This window comes from Pseudomonas sp. NPDC088414 (genome assembly GCF_044753325.1).
GTDB lineage: Bacteria > Pseudomonadota > Gammaproteobacteria > Pseudomonadales > Pseudomonadaceae > Aquipseudomonas.
Map to the genome: position 1 here is coordinate 127,837 of NZ_JBIVMY010000013.1, position 1,013 is coordinate 128,849.

The window sequence follows — 1,013 nt, forward strand, 5'->3', positions numbered from 1 at the left end:
CATCAGATACCCCACCCAAAACACCACCGACCCGGCGAACAGCATGAACCACCACTGCGGCAGCGGGTTGTCGTACTCCTCGATGCCGTCGAAGCTGTGGCCCATGGTCTGGTCGACGCTGCCCTTGGTCTCGCCCCGGCGGGTGCCGATCAACAGCCAGGTCAGGCCGATCAGGCTGCCGATGGTCAGTACGCAGATCCACGTACTCCAGAAGGTGGTCATGGCCGGGTACTCCTTGGTTCAGGTGCTTGGGTAATGTCGGGTTGCGGCTCGTCGGCGAACGGCAGCAGGCGCGCTTCGGCGAATTCCGGGGTGCGCTTGCGGTTGAACACCCAGATCGTCAGGCCGACGAAGGCGACGAACACCACGACGGTGCCGAGGCCGCGAATCAGCCCTGAGCTCATCTCGATGACCATCGTGCTCACCTCTTGCTCTTGATCGCAGTGCCGAGCACTTGCAGGTAGGAGACGAGGGCGTCCATTTCGGTCTTGCCCTTGAGGCTGGCGACCGCGCCGCTGATGTCATCGTCGGTGTACGGCACGCCGAGGGTGCGCATGGTCTTGAGCTTGGTTTCGGTGTGGCTGCTGTCGACCGCTTGCGTCACCAGCCACGGGTAGGCCGGCATTTTCGACTCGGGCACCACGTTGCGCGGGTTGTACAAGTGCGCGCGGTGCCAGTCGTCCGAGTAACGCGCGCCGACCCGCGCCAGATCCGGCCCGGTACGCTTGGAGCCCCAGAGGAACGGGTGATCCCACACGCTTTCACCGGCCACCGAGTAGTGCCCGTAGCGTTCGGTTTCGGCGCGGAATGGGCGGATCATCTGCGAGTGGCAGCCGACGCAGCCTTCGCGGATGTAGATGTCGCGGCCTTCCAGCTGCAGCGCGGTGTAGGGCTTCATGCCTTCCACCGGTTTGTTGGTGACGTCCTGGAAGAACAGCGGGACGATCTGGGTCAGGCCGCCGATGCTCACGGCAAACACCATCAGCAGCATCAGTAGGCCGACGTTCTTTTCT

At 63.7% G+C, this 1,013-nt stretch carries 3 protein-coding genes (1 of these 3 running past the window's edge); all 3 read right to left on the reverse strand.

Annotated elements, in window-relative coordinates; translation table 11 throughout:
* Nucleotides 1-222, reverse strand: partial view of a cytochrome-c oxidase, cbb3-type subunit III gene (gene ccoP, locus ACIP8I_RS14165; RefSeq protein ID WP_400761881.1) — the 5' portion only. Its footprint begins 708 nt before the window's first position; 222 of the gene's 930 nt are visible here — the first part of the coding sequence; the start codon lies at nt 220-222; the stop codon falls past the left edge of the window.
* A complete protein-coding gene (locus ACIP8I_RS14170) occupies nt 219-416 on the reverse strand; it encodes a cbb3-type cytochrome c oxidase subunit 3 (RefSeq protein ID WP_007969188.1) in 198 nt (65 codons plus the stop codon). Before ACIP8I_RS14170 ends, ccoP begins: the two co-directional genes overlap by 4 nt.
* Nucleotides 417-421: 5 nt before the next feature.
* Nucleotides 422-1,013: cytochrome-c oxidase, cbb3-type subunit II (gene ccoO / locus ACIP8I_RS14175; RefSeq protein WP_400761883.1), on the reverse strand; the 592-nt coding region annotated here is incomplete at its 5' end.